The organism is Denitratisoma sp. DHT3, from assembly GCF_007833355.1.
Taxonomy (GTDB): Bacteria; Pseudomonadota; Gammaproteobacteria; order Burkholderiales; family Rhodocyclaceae; genus Denitratisoma.
Genome location: NZ_CP020914.1, coordinates 917,308 through 936,162, shown reverse-complemented (window position 1 = coordinate 936,162; position 18,855 = coordinate 917,308). Strand labels below are relative to the sequence as shown.

Annotated in this window: 20 protein-coding genes; 5 read left to right on the top strand and 15 right to left on the bottom strand. The window is 63.6% G+C overall.

What is annotated here, in order from left to right; translation table 11 throughout:
- Nucleotides 1-6: 6 nt before the first annotated feature.
- The 11 genes from B9N43_RS04265 to B9N43_RS04215 form a co-directional block, all read right to left on the bottom strand.
- Nucleotides 7-825, bottom strand: coding sequence for a molybdopterin-dependent oxidoreductase (locus tag B9N43_RS04265; protein WP_222428795.1), 819 nt, complete (start codon nt 823-825; stop codon nt 7-9).
- Nucleotides 826-911: 86 nt separating this feature from the next.
- Nucleotides 912-2,927, bottom strand: coding sequence for a TonB-dependent receptor plug domain-containing protein (locus B9N43_RS04260; protein ID WP_145841079.1), 2,016 nt, complete (start codon nt 2,925-2,927; stop codon nt 912-914).
- A gap of 54 nt (nt 2,928-2,981) precedes the next feature.
- Nucleotides 2,982-3,683 carry a sulfate/molybdate ABC transporter ATP-binding protein gene (locus tag B9N43_RS04255; RefSeq protein WP_145841078.1) on the bottom strand — a complete coding sequence of 234 codons (702 nt, stop codon included), beginning with the start codon at nt 3,681-3,683 and terminating at the stop codon, nt 2,982-2,984.
- Nucleotides 3,684-3,695: 12 nt separating this feature from the next.
- Nucleotides 3,696-4,343 (bottom strand): molybdate ABC transporter permease subunit, encoded by a 648-nt coding sequence (gene modB, locus B9N43_RS04250; protein WP_261379386.1) that lies wholly within the window; start codon nt 4,341-4,343, stop codon nt 3,696-3,698.
- A gap of 63 nt (nt 4,344-4,406) precedes the next feature.
- Entirely contained in the window at nt 4,407-5,162 is a 756-nt protein-coding gene (gene modA / locus B9N43_RS04245; RefSeq protein ID WP_145841076.1) for a molybdate ABC transporter substrate-binding protein, read from the bottom strand.
- A gap of 132 nt (nt 5,163-5,294) precedes the next feature.
- Nucleotides 5,295-5,891 carry a TetR/AcrR family transcriptional regulator gene (locus B9N43_RS04240; RefSeq protein WP_186453975.1) on the bottom strand — a complete coding sequence of 199 codons (597 nt, stop codon included), beginning with the start codon at nt 5,889-5,891 and terminating at the stop codon, nt 5,295-5,297.
- A gap of 77 nt (nt 5,892-5,968) precedes the next feature.
- Nucleotides 5,969-6,682, bottom strand: a complete 714-nt coding sequence (locus B9N43_RS04235; RefSeq protein WP_145841074.1) for a dihydrolipoamide acetyltransferase family protein — start codon at nt 6,680-6,682, stop codon at nt 5,969-5,971.
- A gap of 9 nt (nt 6,683-6,691) precedes the next feature.
- A complete protein-coding gene (locus tag B9N43_RS04230) occupies nt 6,692-6,958 on the bottom strand; it encodes a biotin/lipoyl-containing protein (RefSeq protein WP_145841073.1) in 267 nt (88 codons plus the stop codon).
- Nucleotides 6,959-6,967: 9 nt separating this feature from the next.
- Nucleotides 6,968-7,936 (bottom strand): alpha-ketoacid dehydrogenase subunit beta, encoded by a 969-nt coding sequence (locus B9N43_RS04225; protein ID WP_145841072.1) that lies wholly within the window; start codon nt 7,934-7,936, stop codon nt 6,968-6,970.
- Entirely contained in the window at nt 7,933-8,937 is a 1,005-nt protein-coding gene (locus B9N43_RS04220; protein WP_145841071.1) for a thiamine pyrophosphate-dependent dehydrogenase E1 component subunit alpha, read from the bottom strand. The genes B9N43_RS04225 and B9N43_RS04220 overlap by 4 nt, the downstream gene beginning before the upstream one ends.
- A gap of 173 nt (nt 8,938-9,110) precedes the next feature.
- Nucleotides 9,111-10,124 carry a helix-turn-helix domain-containing protein gene (locus tag B9N43_RS04215; RefSeq protein WP_145841070.1) on the bottom strand — a complete coding sequence of 338 codons (1,014 nt, stop codon included), beginning with the start codon at nt 10,122-10,124 and terminating at the stop codon, nt 9,111-9,113.
- A gap of 359 nt (nt 10,125-10,483) precedes the next feature.
- On the opposite strand from B9N43_RS04215, the gene B9N43_RS04210 reads away from it, so the two are divergent.
- The 5 genes from B9N43_RS04210 to B9N43_RS04190 all read left to right on the top strand — a co-directional run bounded on the left by B9N43_RS04210 (nt 10,484) and on the right by B9N43_RS04190 (nt 16,119).
- Entirely contained in the window at nt 10,484-11,470 is a 987-nt protein-coding gene (locus tag B9N43_RS04210; protein ID WP_145841069.1) for an aldo/keto reductase, read from the top strand.
- A gap of 18 nt (nt 11,471-11,488) precedes the next feature.
- Nucleotides 11,489-12,262, top strand: coding sequence for an SDR family NAD(P)-dependent oxidoreductase (locus B9N43_RS04205; protein WP_145841068.1), 774 nt, complete (start codon nt 11,489-11,491; stop codon nt 12,260-12,262).
- A 37-nt stretch (nt 12,263-12,299) separates the two neighbouring features.
- A complete protein-coding gene (locus tag B9N43_RS04200; RefSeq protein WP_186453974.1) occupies nt 12,300-13,433 on the top strand; it encodes a phosphotransferase family protein in 1,134 nt (377 codons plus the stop codon).
- A 145-nt stretch (nt 13,434-13,578) separates the two neighbouring features.
- The gene (locus B9N43_RS04195; protein WP_145841066.1) at nt 13,579-14,586 is read left to right on the top strand and encodes a hypothetical protein; all 1,008 of its coding nucleotides are present in this window, start codon (nt 13,579-13,581) and stop codon (nt 14,584-14,586) included.
- 66 nt (nt 14,587-14,652) lie between these two features.
- Entirely contained in the window at nt 14,653-16,119 is a 1,467-nt protein-coding gene (locus B9N43_RS04190) for a phytoene desaturase family protein (protein WP_145841065.1), read from the top strand.
- A 246-nt stretch (nt 16,120-16,365) separates the two neighbouring features.
- Here the strand turns inward: B9N43_RS04190 and B9N43_RS04185 are convergent, their stop codons facing one another.
- From B9N43_RS04185 to B9N43_RS04170, 4 genes are read right to left on the bottom strand one after another with little or no spacing between them, the layout of a single operon-like run.
- Entirely contained in the window at nt 16,366-17,061 is a 696-nt protein-coding gene (locus B9N43_RS04185) for a succinate dehydrogenase iron-sulfur subunit (protein ID WP_145841064.1), read from the bottom strand.
- A 7-nt stretch (nt 17,062-17,068) separates the two neighbouring features.
- A complete protein-coding gene (gene sdhD, locus B9N43_RS04180) occupies nt 17,069-17,401 on the bottom strand; it encodes a succinate dehydrogenase, hydrophobic membrane anchor protein (protein WP_186453973.1) in 333 nt (110 codons plus the stop codon).
- Nucleotides 17,398-17,793: a succinate dehydrogenase, cytochrome b556 subunit gene (gene sdhC, locus B9N43_RS04175; protein ID WP_145841062.1), complete on the bottom strand. Its 396-nt coding sequence runs from the start codon at nt 17,791-17,793 to the stop codon at nt 17,398-17,400. Before sdhC ends, sdhD begins: the two co-directional genes overlap by 4 nt.
- Nucleotides 17,794-17,830: 37 nt before the next feature.
- Nucleotides 17,831-18,565, bottom strand: coding sequence for a hypothetical protein (locus tag B9N43_RS04170; protein ID WP_222428793.1), 735 nt, complete (start codon nt 18,563-18,565; stop codon nt 17,831-17,833).
- Nucleotides 18,566-18,855 lie beyond the last annotated feature (290 nt).

Below are 18,855 nucleotides of genomic sequence, written 5' to 3'. Positions count from 1 at the left end.
GTTTGGTCAATCGGCAATCTTTTTCACTTCGATGCCTTGCAGCCACTTCACGTGGCGCGGGCCGGTACGGATATCCTTGGTCGACACCATGGCGATGCGACCCTGCTCATCGCCCAGGGGTAGACCGTTCTTTTCGAAGAAGACCAGCACGCCTTCGCCGATGGGTGAATTGAACACTTCGCTCCAGGAGAACACCACCTTGTAACCATCGCTGGCGCTGGCGATGATGGCGATCTTCTTGACGTCGTTGTGGCCGCGGGCGATCACTTTGGCCTTTTCCAGGATGTCGCGCAGCAGCACGCCCTTGAAGTTTTCCAGTTTGCCCCGGTCAGCGCCCGACTGACAGACCAGCGGCAGCTCGCCGACCTGCTGGGGCGGGAATTTCCGCAGATCCTCGACGCTCAGACTGAGCTTGTTTTCCACGGCGCCGGAGACGGCGATCTGCTCGGTGACGAAATACTTGGAGATGTCGGGGATTTCCTCGTGGATGCCGAGAATCCAGCGGGCCAGCTTGCGGGCATCCTGCGTGCTGACGTTGCCGTTGGGCGGCATGAAAGGCAGGCTGGCCTTGCCTTCCTTCTGCCAACCCAGGCCATCGGGGCCGGTGCCTTGGACAATGTGCTTGGCGAGCCGGCTTTCGGCATTTTTCTGGCCGGCGTATTTCTCCGCGACATCCTTGTAGGCTGGGCCATTGCCTTTTCCAGCGCCGCGATGGCAGGCCAGGCAGCCATTTTTCTGGGCGAGAACGGCTTCGTCGGCATTCGCGCTTGCCTGCCCCACGCCAAGCATGGCAAGGGTGGCGACGACGCCGGAAAGGTATTTCATTGGATTTCTGATTTTCATCATTGAATTCCTCGAATGGGGAAATATGGAGTCAGTCTCACGTTGGGCTTCTCTTGCGGAGTTCCGCTTCAGAACTGGTAGCGGGCATTGGCAAACCACATGCGGCCAGGTTGGGGGAAGCCGTCCTGGAACGCGTAATTCACATCGGTGGCGTTGTTGACGCCAACTTCCAGGGTCATGGCCTTCATCGGCCGATAGGCGACCTTCAGGTTCAGCGTGGTATGGTTTCCAAGTTCGACATAGTTGAAATCCCATTGATTGCTGGCATTTTCGACAAAGGCGACCACATCGATGGCATTGCTGGGCTGATACAGGGCATGCAACGTCAGTTTTCTCTTCGGCACATCGGTGATCTTGTTCTTTGGATTGCTGACATTCTTGGGATCGAGCCAAGTGAAATTGCCGCCCAATTCGAATTGCGACGACAACCGCGTGCTTAGGCCCAGTTCGATGCCGGGATATTTCACCTTGCCGATGTTCTGGTTTTGGTAAGTGGTGCCAGTCACCAATACTTCCTGGATCTTGTCTTCGACCTCGCTATAGAACAACGCGGCTTCCGCCTTGACGCCCTGCCATGGCGTGCCTTGATAACCGATCTCATAGTTCATGGCGCGTTCCGGTCGAAGGCCAGGATTCTCGATTCTCGTGCCGCTTTTGCTGGTACCCGTGTTGTAGCGGTCGATCAACGACGGCAGGCGGGTTTTCTTCGCCACGGTGGCGTACAAGCGCGCATTGGCAGACCAGTCGTAGAACAGTCCGGCCTGCGCATCGTTGGCCGTCTTGGCGTTCGGCAGGTTCAGCGTTCCCGGCGCGGCATCCGATTTCCAGATCCTGTCAGGCTTCAGTTCATGGTGGGCCGCGCCAACCGACAGCAGCAGATCGGGATGAATCTGATAATTGTTCTCGACCGCGAACGATGTGAGCGTGTCCTCCATCCGGTCGAACTTGGCTAGCGTGCCACTGTAATCGTTCTTGTCGTGACTGTCCTTCTTGTAGAAGGCGAACAGGCGCAGGGTGTTGTCCTTGATCCGCGTCGATTCCAGTTCGATCGAGCCGCCGTCGGTTTTGTCGTTGTAGATGCTGGGACCGGTACCATTGATCGTGGTGAACGTCCTGTCTTTGTACATATCGATGGCGTTGTCGAAGGTGTCGTGGTACAGCTTGATCTTGAGCGTTTCCTTGGCGCCGAGCGCGGTGCGCGTGTTCAGGTAGAAACTTTCTTTGTTCCAGTAGGGCCACTTCCAGAATTGCATGTTTCTGATGGTCGAGGTCGGTTGGCCCTTTTCGCCATCCTGCTTGATGTAGCTGAGGGCGTATTCATCAGTGGCATTGGGCGTCACACCGATCTTGAAGGAGATCTTCTGGTCTTTGCGGTAGGAATTGTTCCGATGGCCGCCATCCTCGTATTGGTTGGCGGTGAAATCGGAGGACATGCGGAAATAATCGCTTTCCAGATGCGCCGCGCCGCCCTGGATGTACCACAACCCCTGATTGCTACCGACGTTGACCTGAGCCCGGCGTTCGTTGCCTTCACCGACGCCGAGCATGACGTCGCCCTCGAAGGCCTTCACCGGCCTGCGCGTGACGAGGTTGATCACGCCGGACATCGCATTCGGGCCGTAGGCCATAGATGTGAAGCCCTTGGCTACCTGGATGGCCGCCAGATCTGCGGTGACGAAGCGATTCATATCCACTGCGCCGTCGTAGGGGATGTAAACCGGTATGCCGTCGATGTACAGGCCGGCTTTCGACGACTCGAAGCCTCGGATGGAAACCCGCCGCTCGTTTTTCTGACCATGGGAAATCGAGATGCCCGACAGCAGGTTCAACGCATCGGCGATATTGTCGCGGTTGTATTGCTGCATTTCTTTTTGCGTGACGAGCGATGCCACCTGGTCCTCGCCGATTTCCCCATCCTGAGAGGCCCCTGCGCGAACGACGACAGTCCCCAGCGTAAAGGCTTTCGCGCTGTCTTCGACAGTTTGCGCCCATGTGCTCGAACTGCCGCATACCGTAAGGATTGCGGCTGCGACCAGGGTTTTCTTGGTGCCCAGCCTATCGGGGTGCTTGATCGGTGATTTCATCTTCGTCTATCCTTTTATCGAAATAGTAACTTGTATATAACGGTTGGTAAAAAATCAGGCAGCGATTGGATCGGTTTCACATTCGTCCTCATTCTCGACAATCCGCCCGTCGTGCAGGCACAGCGCGTGGTCGCCGAAGGCAGCCACGTCTTCCGGGTCATGGGTGATCAGGATCATCGGTACCGCCAGGCGGTGTTGGAGTTCGTCCAGTTCGGTGCGCATCCGTGTGCGCAGAGCGGGGTCGAGGGCGGCAAAGGGTTCATCCAGCAGCAGGGCGCGCGGTTGGGCCACCAGTGCCCGCGCCAGGGCGGTGCGTTGGCGCTGGCCGCCGGAAAGCTCGTTCGGGTACTGGTGGGCGAGATGGCCCAGATGGAAGGCGTCGAGCCAATAATCCACGGCCTCGAGGCGGAGATCGGGATGGGGATTGAGGCAACCGCGGACCAGGCCGAAGCTGATGTTCTGGCGCACGGTGAGGTGTGGGAACAGGGCGTAGTCCTGGAACAGGTACGCCATCCTGCGCGCCTGCGGCGCCAGGTCGACGCGGGACGCGCTGTCGAACAGGGCGGTTCCGTCGATCCGGATGACGCCGTCGTCGGGGCGCTCCAGGCCGGCGACGGCCTGGAGCGTGAGGCTCTTGCCCGAGCCCGAAGGACCGAAGATGACCAGCCGCCGGTGACTGGAGCGTAGCCGCACGTCCAGGTGGAAGCGGCGATGGCCGGAGCGCAGCGTCTTGCGGATATCGATCTCGAGTTCCATCGCCTCAGCGTGCTAGTGGTCCGGACGGTTGCCGATCCGTCCCGGCGCCAGGCGCCCGGCGGCCAGCAGCACCGTCACGCAGACGACGGAAGTGACCAGCACCAGCATGTTCGCCAGATCGTCCTGTCCGGCCTGCACGGCCTCGTACACGGCGATCGACAGGGTTTGCGTCTTGCCGGGGATGCTGCCCGCGACCATCAGGGTGGCGCCGAATTCGCCCAGAGCGCGGGCAAAGGCAAGCAGCACGCCCGCCAGGATGCCGCGCCAGGCCAGGGGCAGGGTGACCCGGAAAAAGATGCCGATTTCCGAGATGCCCAGCACCCGGGCGGCCTGCTCCAGTTGGCCGTCCACCGACTCGAAGGCTGCTCGCGCCGGCTTGAAGACCAGGGGAAAGGCGATGATGGAGGCGGCGATCACCGCGCCCTGCCAGGTGAAGATCAGATGGATTCCGAAGCTGTCGTGCAGCCATTGGCCGAGCCAGCCGCGGCGTCCGATCAATACCAGCAGGTAATAGCCCAGCACGGTGGGCGGCATCACCATCGGCAGGGTCAGCAGCGAGTCCAGCAGATCCCGTCCGGGAAAGCTCAGGCGGGCCAGCATGAATCCGGTGCCCACCCCGAGCACGAGATTGATGGCGGTGGCCCAACCGGCAACTTTCAAGGAAAGGACAAAGGCTTGCCATGCGAGAGGGTCCATGCGCGCCGAGGTTATGCCGGTTGCGGATCAGGGCTTCTGGAAGCCGTATTTCGCCATCACGGCCTGGCCGTCAGGCGACAGCAGGAATGCGATGAAGCGTTCGGCTTCGGCGCCGTTGGCGCCGCTGGTGATCCGGGCGACGGGATAGCGGATGGCGATGTCGAGCGGCACCTGGAACGCCACTTTGACCTTGTCCTTCATCACGGCCGCATCGGTGGCGTAGACGAAGCCGGCATCCACTTCGCCGCGGGCGACGTAGTCCAGCGACTGGCGGACGTTCTGGGTACCGACCATCTTGGCTTCGACGGCGGGCCACAGGCGGGCGGCTTCCAGCGCGTGCTTGGTATAGCGCCCCACCGGCACGCTGGCCGGATTGCCGATCGCCACGCGCTGGACGCCGGGCTGGCCGAGGTCCTCGAGGCGCTTCATGGATGCCTTGCCGTCCGTCGGGACGATCAGCACCAGGGTGTTGCTCACGAAACTCTTGCGTGTGCCGGCGGCGACCAGATTCTGCTTCTCCGCCATGTCCATGGTCTCCTCGTCGGCGGAGGCGAACACATCCACCGGTGCACCCTTGGCCATCTGCTGCAACAGCGCGCCCGAGGCTCCGAAGTTCAGCAGGACCTTGGTGTCGGGATGCCGGGCTTCGTAGCTCTGGGCGATTTCCTTGAAGGCATTGGTGAGGCTGGCGGCGGCCGATACCGTCAGGTCGGCGGCATGGGAGGCGCCGACGGCAACGACGAGCGCGATGGTGGTCAGGTGCTTTGCAAAGTAGCGGCTCATGGGGATTTCCTTTCCTTTCTTTTGACGGGCGGAATATACAATTGTATATAGCGGAACGCAATGACTGGGAATGCGAAATGCGGTGACTGGAAATGCGGGTCGGCGCGGCGGCAAGGGTTTCCCCCGCGGCCTTCAGGCGGTCAGGGACTCGGCCAGCAGGCTCGTCAGCAGCGCGATGCGCGGGCGGCTGGTGTCGAAGGAGGACTGGGGATTGACCAGGAAGCCGAAGAAGCTCAGACGCAGGGTATCGGTCAGCTTGGCGGCATCGATCCCTTTCTTGAGGATGCCGGCCTGTTGCAGGTGGCGGATCTGCGCGGTCAACGCGGTGCCGAACGCGGTGTGATGGATGCCCAGGCTGGGCGAGCCGCCCAGTCGCACGATGGCCAGGTTGATCTGGCGCACCAGTTCCAGGTCGCCCACCGCCTGATGCTCCTCCAGCACGATCGCGGTCAGGCCGCCGAGGAAGGCTTTCGCATCGGCGACGTCGCCGAGTTCGTTCTCGATCCTGGCGGCCATGGCTTCGGAAATCCGCCGCTGCCGCTCCAGCAGAACGTGGTCCTTGGTGGGGAAATGGAAAAAGAACGTTCCCTTGGCGACGCCGGCCCGTTCGCAGATGTCGCTGACCCTGGACTGGTCCACGCCGACCCGGCGGAATTCCGCCAGCGCCGCTTCATAGACGCGGTTGAAGGTTTCCTGGCGTTGCAGATCGCGGCTGGTGGGCGGTTTCATGAGGCGCATTCGGAAGGCGGCGCAGTCTAGCGTGAATCCGTTCTGGCCGGCAATCGACCCGCGATTGCACCGCTGCCTCAGGAAAGATGCGCATCCTCCAGCAGCGGGGCGGGCGATTCGAGGCGATCCTTGAGGGCGGCGAGAAAGCGCGCGCCGCTGGCGCCGTCGACGATGCGGTGGTCCATGGACAGCACCGCCCGCATCACCGTGGCCACGGCCAGTTGCCCGTCGCGGACCCAGGGCCGCGCCTTGGCGGCGCCGACCGCCAGGATGGCGACCTGCGGGGCGTTGATGATGGCGTCGAATTCGTCGATGCCCTGGCCGCCCAGATTGGAAATGCTGAAGGAGCCGCCCTGGAGCTCCTCCATCCGCAGCTTGCCACGCCGCCCGCGTTCCGACAGTTCACGGATTTCCGCGCCGATCCGGCCGACGCTCTTGCGGTTCGCGCCGCGCACCACCGGGGTGAGCAGGCCGCCTTCCACCGCCAGCACCACCGCGATGTCGGCGTCTCGATGGGGCTGGATCATCCCGTCGGTGAACTCCGCGTTCAACTCCGGGACTTCCAGCAGGGCCTGGGCGCTGGCCTTGACGATGAAATCGTTGACTGTGATTGGCGTGGCCGACGTAGTGGAGGCATCGGCGTTGTACGCCCGGCGCAGCGCCAGCAGGGCATCCATCTCGATGTCCATGGCGGCGCGGAAGTGGGGGATGGCTTGATGGGCCTCGCTCATGCGCGCGGCGATGATCTTGCGCAGCGGCGACAGCGGATGGGGCTGGAGGTCGGAGCCCATGGCGCGGATTCAGTCCAGCAGCGCCCGGTAGTCCTCGCCGTCCTTGGCGATGATGGCGATGGTGCGCAGCACCTCCACCACCTCGCCTTCCGCGACCAGGATCTTCACCAGCCGGCCGCTGGCCGTGGCGGCGCGTTCCTCGATCGCCTTGGCGGTCTCGATTTCCACCAGGGGTTCGCCTTCGACGACCATCTCGCCCTCGGCCTTGAGCCATTTCAGGACGGACGCTTCGGTAATGCCCATGCCCAGCTTGGGCATGACGAATCGGTTTGCCATGTGCCTTTCCTACTTGATGATTTTCTTGACCGCCGCCACCACCTTGTCCTTGTTGGGATAGAGCGGGCGCTCCAGCTTGGGGCTGAAGGGAATATGGACGTCGGGCGTGGTGACCCGCTGGATGGGCGCCTTGAGCGCGTCGAAGGCTTCCTCGGCGACGATCGCGGCGATTTCCGCCGCCGCGCTGTTGGTGCGGTGGGCATAATCGACGATGACCAGGCGCCCGGTCTTGGCCACGGAGGCGAGGATGCTGTCGGTGTCGAGCGGCGCGAGGCTGCGCAGGTCGATGACTTCGGCCTCGATGCCTTCGCCGGCCAGCTGCTCAGCGGCGGGCAGGGTGTGGAGGATGCAGCCGGCGATGGAGACGATGGTGACGTCGCGGCCCTCGCGCTTCACCGCGGCCTTGCCCAGGGGAACCAGGAAGTCCGGATCGCTGGGGACGTCTTCCGATTTCATCCAGAGATCGTTGTCCTCGAACACCAGCACCGGATCGTCGTCGCGGATGGCCGCCTTCAGCATGCCTTTCATGTCCCGGGCGCCGGACGGGGCGATGATCTTCAGGCCCGGCACGTTCATGAACATGGGGTAGGGGCGGTCGGAATGCTGAGCGGCATTGGCCTGGTTGTGCCACATCGACATGCGGAAGACGATCGGCACCCGCGCCTGGCCGCCGGTCAGGTAGCGCACCTTGGCGGCCTGGTTGATGATCTGGTCGGAGGCCAGGTAGGCGAAGCTGGCGATGGTGAGGTCCACGATCGGCCGCAGGCCGGTCATGGCGGCGCCGACGCCCATGCCGGTGAAACCCAGTTCCGAGATCGGCGTGCTCCACAGGCGCTTGTTGTCCAGCTTGCCGAGGACGCCGGTGGCCGAGTAGAGCGCGATGTCCTCGCCCATCATGATGACGCTGGGGTCGCGCTCCATTTCCTCCTTCTGCGCTTCGAGGATGGCGCTCAAATAGCTCAGGCGCTGGCTGGTCATGACGATTGGCGCTCCGCACGGGGATAGTTGATCGGATTGCTGTACATGAACTCGTAGACCTCCGCCGGGTCGGGGTGGGGGCTGTTGCGGGCGAATTCCACGGCCTCGTCCACCTGGCGGCTCACGCTCTGCTCAAGGGCCGCCAGCTCCGCCTCGCCATGGCCGGCGGCCAGCAGCGCCTGGCGGTAGAGCGCCAGGGGATCGCGCTCCCGCTTGTAGCGGTCCACTTCCTCGCTGCTGCGGTAGATGGAGGGCAGGAACAGGCCGATCGCATGCTCGTCGAAGCGATAGGTCTTGGCTTCGATCAGCGTCGGTCCTTCGCCGCGCCGGGCCCGCGCCACGGCGGCGCCGGTGGCCGCATGGACCGCTTCGAGGTCCTGGCCGTCCACGATCACGCCGGGCATGCCGTAGCCGGCGGCGCGATGGGCGACATCCGGCTGGCCGTGACTGCTGCGCAAGGGGGTGGTGGCGGCGTAGAGATTGTTCTCGCAGAAATAGATCACCGGCAGTTTCCAGATGGCCGCCATGTTGAGGCTTTCGTGGAAGCTGCCTTCGTTGGTGGCGCCATCGCCGAAGAAGCACAGGCTCACCTGGTCCGTGCCGCGCACATGGGCGCTCAAGCCGGCGCCGGTGGCGATCGGGATGCCGCCGCCGACGATGGCGGACTCGCCGATGATGCCGACACTGCTGTCGGCCAGGTGCATGGAGCCGCCGCGGCCCTTGCAGATGCCGGTGGTCCTGCCCATCAGCTCCGCCATCAGGGGCGGCAGTTTCGCGCCCTTGCCGATGGGGTGGCCATGGGAGCGGTGGGTGCCGGTAATGTAGTCGGTGTCGCGCAACGCCATGCAGGCGCCGACGATGGCGGCCTCCTGGCCGATGCTGGAATGGACGGCGCCGGGAATCTCGCCGTTGTCGATCTGCCGGGCGGCCGCCTGTTCGAAGCTGCGGATGGAGAGCATGCGGCGGTAGGCTTCCCGTTGCTGGTCTTTGCTCAGTGTCATGAAGAACCCCAGGTCAAGGCGACGAATCGGGCCGCGGGACGGCTGGCGGCGCGCGAGGAATCGAAACTATGGGGCCGACCTGGCGAGGGGGAGGGGGCCTTGGCGAACGATTAACACCACAGCAGCGCTCACTCCACCGGCGACTGGCCTCAGCGGCTCAGCGATTCAGTGGCTCAGCCGGCCGGCGGGCAATGGGTCTTGCGCAGTTCGGTGGGGGCGCAGCCCACCCAGCGATGGAAGGCGCGGCGGAAGGACTTGCTGTCGCTGAAGCCGAGACGCTCCGAGATCTGGTCCACGCTCAGGCTGGGGTCGGCCAGGTAGCGCAGGGCGGTCGTCTTGACCGCCTGGTCGCGCAATTGGTCGTAACTGCAGCCTTCGCCGCGCAGGCGGCGCCGCAGCGTGGCCTCGGAAAGACCGAACATGGCGGCGACGGCGCCTGCGCGGGGCAGGGGGTCGCGGTGGGCCAGCGCCGCGTCGAGATAGAGCTGGATCTGCCGACGCAGCGGCGGCGCCTCCGGCATCGCCGTAAACAGTCGGCAGGGAAAACCGTCCAGGAACAGCGGGATGTCCTCCGCGCGGCGGATGACGGGACGGGAGAGCAGTTCGGCATCGAATTCGAAGCCGTAATAGCCGGCGCCGGCCGCAACCGGTGCATTGAACACGCGCAGCAGCGGCTCGGCCTTGGGCGACAGGGTGTGGGTCAGCATGACCCGGCTGGGGCTGAGCGGGGTGCCGATCAGCCAGGAGAACAGTTGGATGAAGTACAGCACGCCGACGGCAAGCACCAGGGCCGAGGCTTCGCTGTGGCGCAGCGTCGGGTGTCGGCTGCAGATGAACAATGCACTCCGGCCGCCGCGGCGGAAGCCGCATTCGTCGGACTGGGGACTGACCATGAGATAGAAATCCAGGACGTTCTGGATCGCCTCCTCAAGGGTGCGGCAGGTCACCAGTACCCGGCACAGCAGCACGCCGGCCTTGTCGAACACCGTCGTCAGTTCTCCGCGCCGGGCCGTCTTCTCCGCCAGCAGCCGGATCGCCTTCTGGAACTGCTGCTCGAATTGGGGCATGGTGGCGGCCGGCAGCAGGAGCGGCGCCGCTCCTGGCGGCAGATCCAGCTTGCCCAGCAGATAGGCCATCATGCCCTCCAGCACGTTGGGACCGGCTTTGCCCGTGGAGACTTGGCGCATGAAAGCTCCTTCAGTGCTCCGCCGGCGCCGCGCCCGGATTGGCCGGCCTCCGCATCGGGAAGCTATCCGGGAATGGTGCGCCGGATGCCGTGGCGGGTGGCGGTGGGTGCGGCATCAGGTTCGCCCATGTCGGTTTGGCGGAGGTATGAACATATTGATGATATTGTACATTTGTAAATCAAATGAGGATGGCGCAGTTGCCGCATGAAGGGGCTGTCGGGACGATCGGGCTGAGCGGCTGGGTAGTGCTTAATGTCCGATGAGGTGATGGGGGGCGGATGCCGGTGCCGCTAGCATTTCGGAGTCATCGCTCCGCGCACCGCGGGGAACCTGAAAATTGTCGTGGGGGAGGATTGGACATGCCTGACCTTGCTCGCCGCCGGCTGGGAAGCCAGGGGCCGCTGGCCTCGGCCATCGGCTTCGGTGCCGCCGTGCTGTCCCCCGGCTATTACGAACCTGTCGAGGACGCCGCCGCGATCGACGTCCTGCGCTATGCGCTGGATTGCGGCATCAATCTGATCGACACCTCCAATGTCTATGGCCTGGGCCACAACGAGACGCTGGTGGGGCGGGCGGTGGCCGGTCGGCGGGATCAGGTGCTGATCGCCTCGAAGTTCGGCTGGGTGGTGGACGGCTCGTCCGGCTCGGCGGTGCAGGTCAAGTACGACATGCCGGGCATCCGGGCCAACGGGCACCCTGCCTATGTCCATCAGTGCATCGACGAGAGCCTGCGCCGTCTTGATACGGATTATCTGGACCTCTACTACCAGCACTTCCCAGATCCGGCGGTGCCGGTGGAGGAGACCGTCGGCGCCATGGCCGATCTGGTGCGGCAGGGCAAGGTGCGCCATCTGGGGCTGTGCAATGTCGACGCGGCGACGCTGGAGCGGGCCCAGCGGGTGCATCCCATCGCCGCGGTGCAGAACGAATTCTCCCTCTGGGCGCGCCAGCCGGAGCGCGAACTGCTGCCCGCCGCGGAACGGCTGGGCGTGGCCCTGGTGACTTGGTGTCCGCTGGGATCGGGTTTCCTGGCCCAGGACTTCAGCGAGGTGCATGACTACCGCTGCGTCCAGGCGCGCTTCAAGGCCGGGAATCTCGCCGAGAACCGGCGTCGTTTCGAACCGCTGCGGCAGCTGGCAGGGGACCTCGGTATCTCCGAGGCTTGTCTCGCCCTGGCCTGGCTGCTGCATCGCGGGCCAGGCGTCGTGCCGATCCCCGGCATGACCCAGCGCCGGCATGTGGACGACAACCTGACGGCGACGACCCTGTCGCTCGACGCCGCCACGCTGGCCAGGATCGACGTGTTGGCGCCCCCCGGATTGGCCGTGGGCGATCTGTTGTTCTGAACGTAGGAAAACGAGGACATGGACTATCAGCCCAAACTGAATTCGCCGCACAGCGGCGTCGTCGTGACCGGCAGCGCTTCCGGACTGGGATTGGCTTCCGCCGAGGCGCTGGCCGCCGTCGGGCGTCCGGTGGCGCTATGGGACATCAACGGGGCCCGAGCCGTGGAGGCCGCCGCCACGCTGGCCGAGCGTTACGGTGTGGCGACCCTGGGCGTCGGCATCGACCTGCGCGACGCCGACGCCATCGCACCGGCCCTGGCGCAGAGCCGCGCCGCATTGCCCGACCTGGGCGGATTGGTGCATGCGGCCGGCGTCCTGGATACGGGTTCCCTGGACGGGATCACGCCGCAGAGCTGGGAGGACGGCATCAATGTGCATCTGCGGCCCCTGGCCCTGATCACCCAGGCCATGCTGCCGGACCTGCGCGCCCGGCCCGGTGGTGCCATCGTGGCCTTCTCCTCCATCAACGCCACCCTGGGCAACGGCGCCAACCCGGTCTATTCCGCCGCCAAGGGCGGGGTGCTCTCCCTGGTCCGCTCGCTGGCGGATCGGCTGGCCCTGGAGGGCATCCGCATCAATGCCATTTCGCCGGGTCAGATCTACACGCCGATGTTGCAGCCGGTGGTGGACGTGCTGACGCCGGCCTATTTCGAGCGCCGCATCCTGCTCGGCCGCATCGGCGTGCCGGCGGAAATCGGCCGGGCGGTGCGTTTCCTGATGTCCGACGAGGCCAGCTACATCACGGCGACGGAACTGGTGGTGGATGGCGGAAACATCTCGTCCCAGCGCTGATCGTCCTGTATCCAACCACTCATACGGAATCCCATCCATGACGGAACTCTCTTCGCAAGCTGTCGACACGCGCACTTCCAATCGCGACCTGAATCATATCCAGGAGCGGCTCACCGCCTGGCTGGGGCGGGCCCTGGGCGCGGGCGCCGATCCCGTGATCACCGAGCTGCGCAATCCGGGCAAGACCGGCATGTCCAGCGAGACGCTGCTGTTCGATCTGGAGTGGCGGCAGGATGGGAGCGTCCGCACGGGCAGCTACGTCGCCCGGCTGCCGCCGCCCGATGATGCCTTCCCCATCTTTTCGCAATACGATTTCGACCGGCAGGTCGGCGTGATGCGCCTGGTGCGCAAGTACAGCCAGGTCCCGGTGCCCGAGGTGCTCTGGTACGAGCCCGCCGCGGATGCCCTGGGCGTGCCTTTTTTCATCATGGAGATGGTCACCGGCGAAGCGGCCAGCGACAATCCGCCCTACGTCTTCGGCGGCTGGCTGCATGATGCCCGCCCCGAGGATCAGGCGCGGATGCAGGAGCAGACCATCGCCGCCATCGCCGGTGTGCATGGCATCCGCGCGCCGGCCGAGGAAACCGCCTTTCTCCTGGCGCCCCATCCCGGCGCCACGCCCTTGCGCCGCCACTTCGCCGGTGAGCGGGCCTATTACGATTGGGGCCGGAGTGGACGCCACTTCCCCCTGGTGGAAAAACTGTTCGCCTGGATCGAGGCGCACTGGCCGGAGGACGAAGGGGAGACCGTGATCTGCTGGGGCGATTCGCGGGTGGGCAACATGCTGTGGCGGGAATTCTCCCCCACGGCGGTGCTGGACTGGGAAATGGCCACGCTCGGCCCGCGCGAGCTCGACGTGGCCTGGACCATCCTGCTGCACAAGTACTTCCAGGGCATCGCCGCCCTGGTCGGTTTTCCGAGTGCGCCGATGCCGCATTTCATGCGGTATGCCGACGTGGTGGCGAGCTATGAGCGGGTCAGCGGACAGAAGCTGAAGAACATGGATTTCTATCTGGCTTATGGCCTGCTGCGCATGGCCTTGGTGGACATCCGCATCACCCAGCGCCGGATCAAGTTCGGCGAGGCGCAGGAACCGGGCGATCCCGACCTTTATCTGATGTGCCGTCCGCTGGTGGAGGCGGTGTTGGCAGGGAACGATCCCTGGAATTAATCTGGAAAGGAAGATATTTCATGATCACGAGTTTTGACGATTTCTGTATTCATCAGACGACCGCACCGGTGTGCGAGCCGGCGTCCAGCGACCGGAACTGCTACGACCGTTACTGGATGAACGGCATCGACGTGGGGGGGGCTTCATGTTCGAGTCCGGATTCGCCATCTATCCGAACCGCCATATCCAGGACGCGCATTTCAGCGTCGTCGTGGATGGGGTGCAGCACAGCTTCCATGGTTCCCGGCGGGCGCCCAAGGACCGGGCCCAGAGTTTCGTCGGGCCTTTCCGCATCGAGATACTCAAGCCGCTGCGCAGCTACCGCGTCACCCTGGCGCCCAACAGCACCGGCATCGAATGCGATCTCACCTTCATCGCCCGCACCGCCGCCGTCGAGGAACCCCAGAGCGTGATGCGTGACGATGGCCGCCTGATCATGCACACCAGCCGCTTCACTCAACTGGGCTGCTGGCAGGGGCACATCGTCGTCCATGGCCGGCGTATCGAGGTGAATGCGGCCACCACGCGCGGCGCACGCGACAAGTCCTGGGGCATCCGCCCCGTGGGCGAGCGGGAGACGGGCGCGCCCGGGCTGATGAACGGGGCGCCCAGCGTCTATTGGGTCTGGTCGCCCCTCGACTTCGGCGACATCTGCACCCAGTTCAACACCTATCAGGACCCCACCGGTCATACGACCCAGTTGCAGGCCTGCATCCTGCCCGCCTACGACGACATGGCGCGGATTCCCGATGGCGAGGAGCCGGGAGTCCGGGAAATGCATACCGCCAGCCACCGCATCCACTGGCAGCCGGGCACCCGGCGCAGCCGCGGCGCCACGTTGCAGTTCGTCGAGGCGGGAGGGGAATCCCACGAGATCACCCTGGAACCGGTCCTCGATTTCTACATGCTGGGCGTCGGCTACAACCATCCCGAATGGGGCCACGGCATGTGGAAGGGAGAGGACGTGGTCAGCTCCGAGACCTGGGAACTGGCCCAGGTCAATTCCCTCGACCCCCGGTTCATCCACGTCCACCAGCTGGTGCGCGCCACTTTCGGCGAGCGCCAGGGCTACGGTACGTTGGAGACCGTGGTCTTCGGCCGCCATGATCCTTCCGGCTTCAAGAGCCTGTTCGACGGCGCGCCCGAGAGCTGATCCACGCCGGGACCGCTGGCGGTCCCGGCACACGACATACGCAAACGACAGAACGAGGAGCGGAGCATGGACAAGTACGATGTCATCGTGATCGGCGCCGGCTACGGCGGTGCCAGCGTGGCAGCCCTGCTGGCGAAGGCCGGCAAGCGGGTGGCCCTGGTGGACAAGACGCCGAAGCCGGCCGGCAAGGTGCAGTGGTTGGATCGGCGCGGCTACAAGATCGAGGCCTTTGGTGCGGTCGGTATTCCGGCGCTGAATTCGCGGTTTCACGAACTGGTCGATACTCTGGGGGTCGCGGATCGGGTCGAATTCATCATCCCCGAAGGCAACTCGATGGCACAGTTGTTCTACAAGCCCCACGACGGCCCATGGCGCAAGATGGTCACGGGCCTGCGTCCGGAGCTCGGTCCGGAGGAAGTGGACAATCTGAAGCGGACCCTGGGGGTGGGCGACGCGGACCTGATGGCCATGGGCGCTGTATACGGCGCCGCCATGGCCGTCACCGACGATGAATTGTCCGCGCTGGACGATGTCAGCTTCGCCGACTGGCTGAAGCCCTTCAATCTGCCCAAGGTGATGGCGGACCATCTGGGCATGAGCATGAATGCGCTGTTCGTTGTTTCCACCGACAAGCTCGCGGCCTCGGAAGCGGTGTTCACCCTCAAGCAGATGATCATGGGCGGCGTCGGCCGCTATCAGAAGGGCGGTTTCGGCCGCGTCGCCGAAGTGTGCGCCGACTATGTGGTTGAAAACGGCGGCAGCTATCTTTCCCGGGAGACCGTGACGCAAATTCTGGTGGAAGACGGCCGCGTCGTCGGCGTGGAGACCAAGGCGGGCAAGCGGTTGTACGCCAAGGCCGTCATCTCCAATGCCGGCATCCAGCCCACGGTGCTGAAGCTGGCCGGCGCCGAGCACTTTCCGGAGGACTACGTGGCGCGGGTCAAGGCGCTGGAGCCCAGCCTATCCATCGCCGGCTGCCGCTACGTGCTGGACAAGCCGGTCTTCGAAGGCGCCTTCGTCAACATCTTCGGCGAAAGCGGCGCGATCGACGATGCCAACTGGGCGCGCATGACGCAGGGCGAATGGCCCGAGGTGCCGCCCATCGTGATCGACGTGGAGACCGCCTTCGATCCGGAGATGTCGCCTATTCCGGGGCATCAGATCGCCAACTTTCAGATCTTCGTTTCCGCCGACCCCAAGTCGCCGATGGCCGAGGAAGCCATCGCCCGGGCCGATCGGGTCATCAACGAACTCTACCCCGAGCTGCACAAGCACATCGTCCGCCGCGAGCCTTACGGTCCGCGCATGATCTCCAGCCTCAGCCGGGACTCCGTGCTGCCCGGCATGGGCGGCGAGGCTGTCGGCCTGGGCCAGATCGTCGGCCAGATCGGCCGCCACAAACCCAGTCCGCGCACGCCGCTGCCCGGCCTGTATCTGGTCGGCTGCGATGCCGGCGGGCGCGGCGCCGGCACCCACCAGGCCGTGGATTCGGGCTTCCACGTCGCCGCCATGGTGGCCGACGACTTGGCCTAGCGTCTACCAAAGGAGTCTCCCCGGCTTTGCCGGGGAGACAGCAGAAGTTTGACGTATCCGGGAGACCATCGGAGGATACTTTCAGACCTGCGCCACCAAGCACGCAATTCACTACCGCCGTATTGAAAGCCTGTCCTGCGGCATGCCTGCCGGGTCAGTGTGAGTTGAATCTATTCAGCCCCAAACCACCTACAAGCTACACTTACAGATCACTGCAGCTGATTCGGGGAGTGAGTCCGACGCAGCTCAGATTGACTGTTTGAGCAGCTTGAGGCGGATTTTCTCGATCGCCCGTGATGGGCTCAGTCCTTTGGGACATACCTCGGTGCAGTTCATGATCGAGCGGCAGCGGTAGAGGCGATAGACGTCGTCGAGGAACTCCAGGCGCTCGCGGGTGGCAGTGTCGCGGCTGTCGGCGATGAACCGATAGCCCTGCAGCAACCCCGCCGGGCCAATGAATTTGTCTGGGTTCCACCAATAGGAAGGACAGAAGCTGCTGCAGCAGGCGCACAGGATGCACTCCCACAGACCATCGAGTTCGGCGCGTTGCTCGGGCGACTGCAACCGTTCGCGCTCCGGTGCCGGCTGATGGTTGATGAGGTAGGGCTTGATGGCGTGGTAGTGCGCGAAGAATTGCGTCATGTCCACGATCAGATCGCGGATCACGGGAAGGCCGGGCAATGGACGCAATACCACCGGCTCCTTCAGGTCGGCGAGCGGCGTGATGCAGGCAAGGCCGTTGCGGCCGTTGATGTTCATGCCGTCCGAACCGCAGATTCCCTCCCGGCAGGACCGCCGGAAGGACAGGCTGTCGTCGATCTGTCGAATGTGCATCAAGGCATCCAATAACATCTTGTCGCCGTGCACCGGATCGATTTGGTAGTCCTGCATGTACGGCTTGCCACCACGCTCGGGGTCATATCGATAGATCGAAAAGCGCATGATGTGCCTATCCCGTTCCAGTCAGAATGACGATCACCCACAGTTCGAGGGCGATGAGGCCGAAGGCGCCTGATGCCATGAGCAGCGAGCGCAGCGCCAACGGCTTTGCGTAATCGAGCAGAACATCGCGCAGGCCGACCCAGGCGTGAAGGAAAAGCGCGGTGAAAAACATGAGGATTGCCACCTTGCCGGTTGGCTGAAGCATCAATGCGCGCCACGCCGTGAAGCTCATCGGCTCCTCGAAAACGATGAACGCCGTCAGTGTCAGCATGGACAGCAGCAGGTAGAGCGCCGTCAGGCGCTGGATGACCCATGGGCGCAGTCCGCCAAACAGCTTCATGACAGCCACCATCCTCCGGCCAGTGTCGCCGCCGCGACCGCGCTGGCCGACAGTACGAGCCACGCCGTCCTGCGTGCGATCGGCAGGCTCGAGCCGATGTCGATGTCCATCAGCAGATGGCGCACGCCCGCCAGAACGTGCAGCACCAGCGACCCGCACAGGATGAGCATGATGACGGTGCCAAGAGGGCTGCGCATCGCAGCCATCGTTTGCTGATAAATCCGCTCACTTTCGAGGCAGCGCTCGAAAAAGGCCACCAGGAAAGGCAGCGCCACGACCAGTAGGAGACCCGACAGGCGATGGCCGATCGAAACCACCGCGCCGATCGGAAATCGCAGCGCCAGCAGATTCAGAAACATGGGGCGTGCCGCCCGACGTGGTATTCCATGCATGTTCCTCTCCAGCATTCGAGTCAGCGGGCTACTTTCATTAGCGCGCCAGTTCCTCCAGGTGAGGCAGTAGTTCAGAGTGCCTTTGCACGTGGAAAATATAGCGCGGCACATCCCGGGTGGTCGCCTGCGCCATGAACGGTTCACCCCAGAAACTCAACAGAGCCTCGCAGCCGCCGCTCGACTGGCTGTCGGCAAGGATGTAGGAAATCGTCTTGTCCAGCTGGCGCCATTGCGGTTCGCGAACCTTTGCGTGTCCCGCACAGCTTGAAATCCTCGGCAGGATGACCTGCTGCCATAGCGCTTTCTGGCTTTCGTCGAGTACGAATTGGATCGACGAGACCATGGGATTTTCCACCGCCGGGCGCAGCAATGCGTCGAAGAGCGGCATTGGTCGATACATCGACAGGCAGAGATTGAACCAGATGGTTTCTCCGCTCATATGCTTCACGAATTTCTCATTTACGGTGCGCAGATGGCGCGGTCCCACCAGTACGACCTCGGGGAGTTCCAGCGCCGACTGTATCTTGCTGACCGCGTGAGCCGTGCGATCGACCTGTTCGGCGGTCACTTCGTTGTTCCTCGCGTGTCGCATGAAGTTGACGAACAGCAGCGCGATCAGGGCAAGCACGATGGGCAGGACCACATGCTGGTCCACGATGTGCAGCAGGTGCAGAATCAGCGCGACCACGGCCGCCGCAATTCCGGCAATCGCGTCCCACTCCAGGCTCAGAAGCCGCTGTAGTGAAATTTTTTGGTGACTGGAGGGGGGCATGGAAGCTTTTCCGGTCGAGATTGGATGCTCCTCATATTAAGTCACTGCATACGATAGGCAACGTTAAGAGCGGTTGATTCGTCATTTTTAACCCCCAAGCTGGGGTCGCTATTTCCCGACATTTTCTGCCACGCAAGGTTCGTTTTCCCAAGGGTACGGCACAGAGCCAGGTCTTCGGCGAAATTCTGTCAGTGTCTCCTTGGTTTCATCTTGATCCTTGCCATACCTGTAATTCATACCCAAAAACCAAATCAGAATATTTTGATTGTCTGCCTGAAATGACAATGCCA

Bases quoted from the DNA above. Each gene is read 5' to 3' on its own strand.
- B9N43_RS04265 (WP_222428795.1), bottom strand. From the start codon at position 825: ATGAAATACCTTTCCGGCGTCGTCGCCACCCTTGCCATGCTTGGCGTG.
- B9N43_RS04260 (WP_145841079.1), bottom strand. From the start codon at position 2,927: ATGAAATCACCGATCAAGCACCCCGATAGGCTGGGCACCAAGAAAACC.
- B9N43_RS04255 (WP_145841078.1), bottom strand. From the start codon at position 3,683: ATGGAACTCGAGATCGATATCCGCAAGACGCTGCGCTCCGGCCATCGC.
- modA (WP_145841076.1), bottom strand. From the start codon at position 5,162: ATGAGCCGCTACTTTGCAAAGCACCTGACCACCATCGCGCTCGTCGTT.
- B9N43_RS04240 (WP_186453975.1), bottom strand. From the start codon at position 5,891: ATGAAACCGCCCACCAGCCGCGATCTGCAACGCCAGGAAACCTTCAAC.
- B9N43_RS04235 (WP_145841074.1), bottom strand. From the start codon at position 6,682: ATGGGCTCCGACCTCCAGCCCCATCCGCTGTCGCCGCTGCGCAAGATC.
- B9N43_RS04230 (WP_145841073.1), bottom strand. From the start codon at position 6,958: ATGGCAAACCGATTCGTCATGCCCAAGCTGGGCATGGGCATTACCGAA.
- B9N43_RS04225 (WP_145841072.1), bottom strand. From the start codon at position 7,936: ATGACCAGCCAGCGCCTGAGCTATTTGAGCGCCATCCTCGAAGCGCAG.
- B9N43_RS04220 (WP_145841071.1), bottom strand. From the start codon at position 8,937: ATGACACTGAGCAAAGACCAGCAACGGGAAGCCTACCGCCGCATGCTC.
- B9N43_RS04215 (WP_145841070.1), bottom strand. From the start codon at position 10,124: ATGCGCCAAGTCTCCACGGGCAAAGCCGGTCCCAACGTGCTGGAGGGC.
- B9N43_RS04210 (WP_145841069.1), top strand. From the start codon at position 10,484: ATGCCTGACCTTGCTCGCCGCCGGCTGGGAAGCCAGGGGCCGCTGGCC.
- B9N43_RS04205 (WP_145841068.1), top strand. From the start codon at position 11,489: ATGGACTATCAGCCCAAACTGAATTCGCCGCACAGCGGCGTCGTCGTG.
- B9N43_RS04200 (WP_186453974.1), top strand. From the start codon at position 12,300: ATGACGGAACTCTCTTCGCAAGCTGTCGACACGCGCACTTCCAATCGC.
- B9N43_RS04195 (WP_145841066.1), top strand. From the start codon at position 13,579: ATGTTCGAGTCCGGATTCGCCATCTATCCGAACCGCCATATCCAGGAC.
- B9N43_RS04190 (WP_145841065.1), top strand. From the start codon at position 14,653: ATGGACAAGTACGATGTCATCGTGATCGGCGCCGGCTACGGCGGTGCC.
- B9N43_RS04185 (WP_145841064.1), bottom strand. From the start codon at position 17,061: ATGCGCTTTTCGATCTATCGATATGACCCCGAGCGTGGTGGCAAGCCG.
- sdhD (WP_186453973.1), bottom strand. From the start codon at position 17,401: ATGAAGCTGTTTGGCGGACTGCGCCCATGGGTCATCCAGCGCCTGACG.
- sdhC (WP_145841062.1), bottom strand. From the start codon at position 17,793: ATGCATGGAATACCACGTCGGGCGGCACGCCCCATGTTTCTGAATCTG.
- B9N43_RS04170 (WP_222428793.1), bottom strand. From the start codon at position 18,565: ATGCCCCCCTCCAGTCACCAAAAAATTTCACTACAGCGGCTTCTGAGC.